This window comes from Microcystis sp. M49636_WE2 (assembly GCF_030065375.1).
Classification (GTDB): Bacteria; Cyanobacteriota; Cyanobacteriia; order Cyanobacteriales; family Microcystaceae; genus Microcystis; species Microcystis aeruginosa_C.
Map to the genome: position 1 here is coordinate 1 of NZ_JASJFG010000068.1, position 8,261 is coordinate 8,261.

The 8,261-nt window shown below is 45.6% G+C and carries 7 protein-coding genes; 3 read left to right on the forward strand and 4 right to left on the reverse strand.

All coding sequences use genetic code 11. The features are described from left to right. A partial coding sequence (locus tag PX484_RS01540) for a glycosyltransferase family 2 protein (RefSeq protein WP_288102711.1) occupies positions 1 to 581 on the reverse strand: 581 nt, incomplete at its 3' end. A 196-nt stretch (positions 582 to 777) separates the two neighbouring features. On the opposite strand from PX484_RS01540, the gene tyrS reads away from it, so the two are divergent. Then, positions 778 to 1,995 (forward strand): tyrosine--tRNA ligase, encoded by a 1,218-nt coding sequence (tyrS, locus tag PX484_RS01545; RefSeq protein WP_287766986.1) that lies wholly within the window; start codon positions 778 to 780, stop codon positions 1,993 to 1,995. 16 nt (positions 1,996 to 2,011) lie between these two features. Here the strand turns inward: tyrS and PX484_RS01550 are convergent, their stop codons facing one another. Then, positions 2,012 to 2,248 carry a ferredoxin-thioredoxin reductase variable chain gene (locus PX484_RS01550; RefSeq protein ID WP_002803429.1) on the reverse strand — a complete coding sequence of 79 codons (237 nt, stop codon included), beginning with the start codon at positions 2,246 to 2,248 and terminating at the stop codon, positions 2,012 to 2,014. A gap of 279 nt (positions 2,249 to 2,527) precedes the next feature. Here PX484_RS01550 and carB point away from each other — a divergent pair, with 279 nt between their 5' ends. Beyond that, a complete protein-coding gene (carB, locus tag PX484_RS01555; RefSeq protein ID WP_287766985.1) occupies positions 2,528 to 5,773 on the forward strand; it encodes a carbamoyl-phosphate synthase large subunit in 3,246 nt (1,081 codons plus the stop codon). Between the two features lie 261 nt (positions 5,774 to 6,034). Beyond that, positions 6,035 to 7,435, forward strand: a complete 1,401-nt coding sequence (locus PX484_RS01560) for a TldD/PmbA family protein (protein ID WP_288102712.1) — start codon at positions 6,035 to 6,037, stop codon at positions 7,433 to 7,435. 228 nt (positions 7,436 to 7,663) lie between these two features. On the opposite strand, the gene tatA is transcribed toward PX484_RS01560, so the two are convergent. Together tatA and PX484_RS01570 are read right to left on the reverse strand one after the other, a co-directional pair. Next, on the reverse strand, positions 7,664 to 7,840 hold the full coding sequence (gene tatA, locus PX484_RS01565; protein ID WP_002733416.1) for a twin-arginine translocase TatA/TatE family subunit: 177 nt from the start codon (positions 7,838 to 7,840) through the stop codon (positions 7,664 to 7,666). Between the two features lie 98 nt (positions 7,841 to 7,938). Continuing rightward, positions 7,939 to 8,261: oxidoreductase dimerization domain-containing protein (locus PX484_RS01570; RefSeq protein WP_502882688.1), on the reverse strand; the 323-nt coding region annotated here is incomplete at its 5' end.

Consider the following 8,261-nt stretch of genomic DNA (forward strand, 5'->3'; position numbering starts at 1 on the left):
GCACAGCGAAAATTTTCCTGAAAATAACCATATTTATCGTGCAGCATTTTTCGCCACATTGGTTGAGAACCCACACAACAACCTTGACGCATCTGTTGATAGGAGTAATTTGGCCAATTCCAATGTTTTAAAGCTGGGGTGTTGGCAAAAGTATCATTTTTGATGGTGGTAATTAATTGATCGGCATAAACTAAACTAATCTCTCTATTATTATCTAGATAATTAGCCATAATTTCCAGAGCATTGAAACAGCGACGATCATCAGTATTCCCATTGGTGAGATAAAGACCCCTAGCTAGTTTAATAGCGCGATTCCAAGCGCAGTACAAGGTTTCTCGTTCTTGAGTTCTCTGGTAAATAATATTAGGATAATTTTCTTGAAACTCTTGGATAATCTCCCCTTCATTCTCTGGAGAAGCACTATCAATAATAATAATTTCTACTTCTCCCTTTTCATAAAGAGTTTGAGTAACTAAATCCTCTAGACAACCCCAGATAAACTCCGCTGATTTATAGGTAGAGACAATTACGGAAACTTTGATCCTCTTCACGGGGATAGAGTTATTAAAACTAGGATTCATTGGCTTATCTGATCTCAATTCAAGACAGAAAAATTTTTGATAATTCTGAAAAAGAAGATTTTAAGACTCTATATTCGATCGGGAGAATTGTCAAGGTGTTATCGACTTTTACTGAAGATGCCGGTTTATTTACCTTTTGCTTGTTACTTGACATAATAAAAAACTATAATAGGAAGGCTGTGGAAAATGAGCAACAATGACCGTATCTTCCTCCCTAGACTGGTTAACCCGTGGAACCAGTGATTTATTCCCCCATCAACCCGACTCCCCAGATCCTAGGGAAAATTTAACCCAACTACTGCAAACTACCGATCGCCCTTTAAGAATTAAACTAGGTATTGACCCCACCGGCAGCGATATTCACCTAGGTCATAGTATCCCTTTTCGGAAACTGCGTGCTTTCCAGGATGCCGGTCATGTAGCAGTGGTGATTATTGGTGATTTTACCGCTAGAATCGGCGATCCGACGGGAAAATCGGAAGTTAGAAAACAATTGACGAGCGAAGAAGTGAGAGCCAATGCCGAGAATTATCTGGCACAATTACGCCCAATTTTAGATTTTAACACCCCTAATCGCCTAGAAATTCGCTATAACTCGGAATGGTTGGGGAAATTAGACCTATCGCAAATTCTCGAACTCCTCTCCACCATGACCGTCGGGCAAATGTTGGCAAAAGAAGGCTTTTCCGAACGCTACGACAAGGAAAACCCGATTTTTCTCCATGAATTTCTCTATCCCTTAATGCAGGGTTATGATTCCGTAGCTGTCGAGGCCGATGTGGAATTGGGAGGAACCGATCAAAAATTTAATATTGCCGTCGGTCGTGATTTACAGAAATATTTCGGCAAAAAACCGCAATTCGGGCTACTTTTACCGATTTTAATCGGAACCGATGGCAGTCAAAAAATGTCCAAATCCCTGAATAATTATGTGGGATTGCGGGAATCGGCCCTGTCCATGTACTCGAAACTGGAAAAAACCCCCGACGTTTTGTTAAAAGATTATTACGAACTATTGACAAACTTGCCCTTAGATGCTATGCCAAGCAATCCGCGAGAGGCACAAAAACAACTGGCGATCGAGGTAGTTGCCCAGTTTCACGGAGAAGAGGAGGCATTAAAAGCACAAAAAACGGCGCAAGATATAGTTCTACAGGGAAATACGGCAGCTGCGGCTTCTGTACCCGAATTTTCCCTCGCGGCGGTCACTTTTCCCCTGAAATTATTCTATCTTCTCTCGGCCACCGGCTTATGTAAAAGTAGCGGCGAGGGGAGAAGACAGATTCAGGGGGGTGGAGTCAGAATCGATAGTGAGAAAATCACCGATGTGGACAAAAGTTTTGAGACAGCCGAAGCTTTAGCCGGAAAAGTCCTACAGGTGGGCAAAAATAAATTTATTCGCTTTGTAGCTTAAATAAGCGAAAAAGTCCCTATTCTCCGGCTTTTTCCACGATTTCTACTTCAAAATCTCGAAAATGGGCTTTAAACTTTTTACTGAACTCGACGAGGACAGGTAGATTGGCGCTAACCGGTCTGCCACGCCATTCGGTGACAAACGCTTTCACCTGTCCCTCTAGTCCTTTCACGTCAAAAGGCTCTGATTTGTGTTCAGGATGGTGATAAACCACCACGGAATCAATTATACGAACTCGATCGCCAACTTTCATAAACTCTCTAGCGAAGACAAACGCCTATTGTATCTTTGAAAACAATCTTATCATTGTACGCGATATCAGTGATCAGTAAACAGTGATCAGTTATCAGTGGGAATTATGAATTGGGGAGTCGGAAGTGGGGTGATGGGGGAGTTAGGGAGTGGGGAAGTGGGAAGAAAAAAGCTGCCTCCTCAAACAAATAAGGTCATTAAACCTAAATAAAGCTTTAGGGAATAGAGGGGTGACAACATATACAATGATTGGGGTTTATAGTCAAGCAACCCTAAGCCTATGCCACGCCGTGATGACTTACAGAAAATCCTAATCTTGGGCGCTGGCCCGATTGTCATCGGACAAGCCTGTGAATTCGACTATTCGGGAACTCAAGCCTGTAAAGCCCTACGAGAAGAAGGTTATGAGGTAATTTTAGTCAATTCTAACCCCGCCTCGATCATGACCGATCCAGAAATGGCCGATCGCACCTACATTGAACCAATTCTGCCAGAAATTGTCGAGAAAATTATCGCCAAAGAACGCCCTGATGCGATTCTACCGACTATGGGCGGTCAAACTGCCCTCAATACCGCCGTAGCTTTGGCCAAAAGCGGCGTTTTAGAAAAATATAACGTGGAACTGATCGGGGCAAAACTCCCCGCTATTGAAAAAGCCGAAGATAGGGAACTATTCAAAAAAGCAATGGAGAAAATCGGTGTTCCCGTCTGTCCTTCGGGGATTGCCAACAATTTAGAAGAAGCAAAAGCGATCGGTCATCAGATCGGTTCCTATCCTCTCATTATCCGGCCGGCCTTCACTTTAGGGGGAACGGGGGGCGGTATTGCCTATAACCAAGAAGAATTTGAACCGATGGCCCAGTATGGGCTAGATTGTTCGCCTACATCGCAAATTCTCGTCGAAAAATCTCTAATTGGCTGGAAAGAATACGAATTAGAGGTTATGCGCGATCTAGCCGATAACGTGGTGATCATCTGTTCGATCGAAAACTTTGACGCTATGGGGGTCCATACCGGCGACTCGATTACGGTTGCGCCCGCCCAAACCCTAACCGATAAAGAATACCAACGCCTCCGGGACTATTCTAAGGCAATTATTCGGGAAATTGGCGTAGAAACTGGCGGATCGAACATCCAATTCTCCGTTAATCCCACTAACGGCGACGTAATCGTGATCGAGATGAATCCCCGGGTATCGCGTTCTTCGGCCCTAGCATCGAAAGCCACGGGATTCCCGATCGCTAAATTTGCCGCTAAACTAGCAGTAGGCTACACTTTAGACGAAATTCCCAACGATATCACCAAAAAAACCCCAGCTTCCTTTGAACCGACTATCGATTACGTCGTCACCAAAATTCCTCGCTTTGCCTTCGAGAAATTCCCCGGCTCCCAACCGATTCTAACCACCCAGATGAAATCCGTCGGGGAAGCCATGGCTATCGGTCGAACTTTCCAAGAATCCTTCCAAAAAGCACTTCGCTCCCTAGAAACGGGCCGTTTTGGCTTTGGTTGCGATAAAGTCGAAACTCTCCCCCCCCTCTCGGAAGTCCGGGCCAGTTTGCGGACACCTAACCCCGAACGAGTTTATAGTATCTATCATGCTTTTAAATTGGGCATGAATGGGGAGGAAATCCACGAACTAACCGGGATTGATCCCTGGTTCCTCGATAAATTGGCCGATTTGATGGAAACCGAGAAGTTTCTCAAACGAACTCCCCTGAAAAGTCTCAGCCAAGAGGACCTATTCGCCATTAAACAACAGGGTTTTAGCGATCGCCAAATCGCCTTCGCCACCAACAGCAGCGAGGACGAAGTGAGAAGTTATCGCAAGGGTTTAGGTATTGTTCCCGTTTATAAAATGGTGGACACCTGCGCGGCGGAATTTGAGGCCCTAACACCCTACTATTATTCCACCTACGAACGGGTAGAATCGGAAGTCTTACCCTCCGATAAACGCAAAGTGATGATCCTTGGTGGTGGTCCCAATCGCATCGGCCAAGGGATAGAATTTGACTACTGTTGTTGTCATGCCGCTTTTTCCCTCAGTAACGCCGGTTTTGAGACGATTATGGTCAACTCTAATCCAGAAACCGTCTCCACCGATTACGATACCAGCGATCGCCTTTACTTTGAACCCCTGACCAAAGAGGATGTCTTAAATATCATCGAAGCGGAACAACCAGAGGGTTTAATTATTCAATTCGGTGGGCAAACTCCCTTAAAACTGGCGGTTCCCCTGCAAAAATATTTAGAATCGCCTAATTGTCCCGTAAATACCAAAATTTGGGGAACTTCACCCGATTCGATCGATGCTGCCGAAGACCGGGAACGTTTTGAAAAAATCCTCCGACAATTAGATATACGGCAACCCCCCAACGGTATTGCTCGCAGTTTCCAAGAATCCCAAGCAGTGGCTAAACGCATCGGTTATCCTGTGGTAGTACGTCCATCCTACGTTTTAGGCGGTCGGGCGATGGAAATCGTCTATTCCGATAGCGAATTGGAACGCTATATGAAGTATGCGGTACAGATAGAACCGGATCACCCGATTTTAATCGATAAATTCCTCGAAAATGCCATCGAAGTGGATGTGGATGCCCTGTCAGATGCCACGGGAACAGTAGTTATCGGGGGATTAATGGAACATATCGAACAAGCGGGCGTACATTCGGGCGATTCTGCCTGTTCTATCCCCCATACGTCCCTGAGCGCCCCGGTTTTAACCACAATTCGACAATGGACGGTGGAACTAGCGAAAGCTTTAAAAGTAATCGGTTTGATGAATATCCAGTATGCGGTACAGGGGGAGACAGTTTATATCTTAGAAGCGAATCCCCGCGCTAGTCGTACTGTTCCCTACGTTTCCAAAGCAACGGGAGTTCCTTTAGCAAAAGTTGCCTCCCTCGTCATGTCGGGCAAAACCCTAGCAGAATTGGGGATCATCAGCGAAGCAATTCCCCGTCATATTGCCGTAAAAGAAGCGGTTTTACCCTTCCAGAAGTTCCCCGGCGCCGATACTCTCCTGGGGCCAGAAATGCGTTCTACAGGGGAAGTAATGGGGATTGACAGCGATTTTGGCAAAGCTTTCGCTAAAGCGGAAATGGCCGCCGGCGTGATTTTAGCCACCAGTGGGACGGTTTTTGTCTCGATGAACAATCGCGATAAAACCCCCATGGTCCCCGTGGTTAAGGATCTGCAATCCCTCGGTTTTCGCGTCGTCGCCACTTCGGGAACTCGTGAAGTTTTGTTAGAAAACGGTTGCGAAAATATCGATTTAGTGCTAAAGATTCACGAAGGCCGCCCCCACGTTATCGATTGGATCAAAAATGACTGGATTCAGTTTATTGTCAATACTCCCAGTGGTGAAGAATCCCAAAATGATGGCCGACAAATTCGCCGCACTGCCCTCGATTATAAGTTACCAATTATCACCACTATCGCCGGGGCAAAAGCGACAGTAGCGGCCTTAAAATCCCTGCAATCCCAACCTTTAGAGGTGAAAGCTTTACAGGATTATCTCGCCTAATTTCAGTTATCAGTTATCAGTTATCAGTTATCAGTTATCAGTAGTCAGTTATCAGTAGTCAGTTATCAGTTATCAGTTATCAGTAGTCAGGAGACAGGAGATTATTTTTATTTATTCTCCCCACACCCCACTCCCTGCTCCCCAATTCATAATTCATAATTCATAATTCCCCCACACCCCACACCCCATCTCCCCACTACCCCACTACCCCATCACCCCACTTCCCAATTCATAATTCATAATTCATAATTCATAATTCCTATGACCGATACTCTAAACGATTATAAAAACCTAATTAGTGAACTGATTAACCGTTATAAAAACCGCGTCGATTTCCTGACAATTCGTCTGGAAGAAGCGCGGGGGACAAATATTCTACTACGTTCCGAACGAGTGGAAACCCTCAGCGAAGGTATTGCTATCGGTGGTCAGGTACGCGCTTGTTATAAAGGAGGTTGGGGATTTGCCAGCTTTAATCAATTATCCAGTTTACAGGAACGATTAGAAGATGCGATCGCTGCTGCCCGTTTAATTGGGGAAGAAGAAACCCTGATTGCTCCAGTAGAACCTGTAATTATCTCCTGTGAATTGCCTTTAACGGGAACAGATCCCCGTTTAGTACCATTAGCCGATAAAAAAGCCCTCTGCGATCGCTATAATAACTTACTGCGTCAACATCATGCCAGTATTGCCACCACTTCCGTCCGTTACAGCGATAGCAGTCAACATATTCTTTTAGGCACTTCTGACGGGACTTTAATCGAACAAAAATGGTCAGACGTAGAAATGCGTTTTTCGGCCACCGCTAGGGATGGGGACAGCGTACAAACGGGCCGGGAAACCACGGGATCCCGAAAAGCTTTCGAGGATCTGGTCAATTTAGAGGAACAGGTGCAGGGGTCGGCTAAACGGGCCCTACAAGCCCTAGTTTTGCCCCCTGTCAAGGGCGATACCTACACCGTCGTCATCGATCCCATTTTAACCGGTTTGTTCGTCCATGAGGCTTTTGGCCACCTTTCCGAGGCAGATATGTTATACGAAAATCCCGACCTTTTGGAAGTGATGAGTATGGGCAAACGTTTCGGACCGGATAACCTGCAAATCTTTGACGGGGCCAGTCCAGAAGGTCATCGGGGCAGTTATTTTTATGACGATGAGGGAACCCCCGCAACGACGACTCAGTTAATTAAAGATGGGGTTTTGGTGGGAAGACTGCATTCGCGGGAAACGGCGGGCAAATTAGGCGAAAAACCGACCGGTAACGCCCGTTGTCTCAATTATCATTATCCGCCCATTGTCCGCATGACCAACACTTGGATTGAACGGGGAACCACTCCCGTTAAAGAGTTATTTTCGGGGATAAAAACGGGAGTTTATGCCCAAAATTGGCAGGGAGGCATGACTAACGGCGAAATGTTCACTTTTAGCGCCGGGGAAGCTTGGATGATTCGCGACGGAGAAATTGCTGAACCGGTTAAGGATGTGACTCTCTCCGGTAATGTCTTTAAAACCCTAGCCAATATTGAGGCAATTGGGGATGATTTCTACTGGGATGAGTCGGGAGGCTGCGGAAAAGGGGGTCAAAGTGGTTTACCCGTCGGCTGCGGTGGCCCCAGTCTCCGTATCCGCGATGTGGTGGTGGGGGGAGAAGCAGATATTTAGTGAACAGTGATCAGTAAACAGTAAACAGCTTCTGAGGGCAAGAGGCTCCAAGAAAGAATCTGGCAATTCTCCTACCTAAAAAGAAGGTTAGAAACTAAGTACATCAAAACCTTTAGCTTAACAAATTAGGGGGGGCATCTCAATTTTTGGGCGCACGCGGTGCGCCCCTACCATTGGCGCAATAATATTATTGTAGGGGCGAATTGCATTCGCCCTGAGAGCCGAAATCTATCTCATTTTCTCGTCACTGTCTTCAATTTCTTGCTCATCTTGATTGATTTCTTCCTTAAATCCCCGTAAAGTTTTCCCCAAAGCTGCCCCAAATTCGGGTATTTTTTTCGGTCCAAATATCAGGAGAACAACGACAGCAATAATTACTATTTCTGGCCAACCTAATCCAAACATAATCTTTAAAGTAAAAAGTAAAAAAAGAGAAAGGAGTCAGAATTCAGGAGTCGGAAACTTAACGGTGATAACTGATCACTGATAACTGATAACTGACTCTATGCTGCTACTTCTGCTCGTTTATAAGCTTCGTCGAGGACTTCTGAGAGAGTTGGATGGGTGTGGATGCGGAAAGCGAGTTCATGGACAGATTTACGTTCAGCGATCGCATTGGCCGCTTCTTGAATTAAATCCGATGCGTGGATACCGATAATATGAACACCGAGTAATTCCCCCGTATCCTGACGATAAACGACTTTAGCGATGCCTTCCGTTTCTCCTTCCGCTAAAGCTTTGGAATTTCCCTTAAAATAGGTCTTGACAGAAGCAACCTTATACCCTTCTTCCTGTGCCAAAGCTTCTGCTTGCGGTTCCGTTAAAC

What these genes read in the sequence shown, in the direction of transcription:
- PX484_RS01550 (WP_002803429.1), bottom strand. Translation starts at nt 2,248, where the DNA reads ATGAAAGTTGGCGATCGAGTTCGTATAATTGATTCCGTGGTGGTTTAT.
- tyrS (WP_287766986.1), top strand. Translation starts at nt 778, where the DNA reads ATGACCGTATCTTCCTCCCTAGACTGGTTAACCCGTGGAACCAGTGAT.
- carB (WP_287766985.1), top strand. Translation starts at nt 2,528, where the DNA reads ATGCCACGCCGTGATGACTTACAGAAAATCCTAATCTTGGGCGCTGGC.
- tatA (WP_002733416.1), bottom strand. Translation starts at nt 7,840, where the DNA reads ATGTTTGGATTAGGTTGGCCAGAAATAGTAATTATTGCTGTCGTTGTT.
- PX484_RS01560 (WP_288102712.1), top strand. Translation starts at nt 6,035, where the DNA reads ATGACCGATACTCTAAACGATTATAAAAACCTAATTAGTGAACTGATT.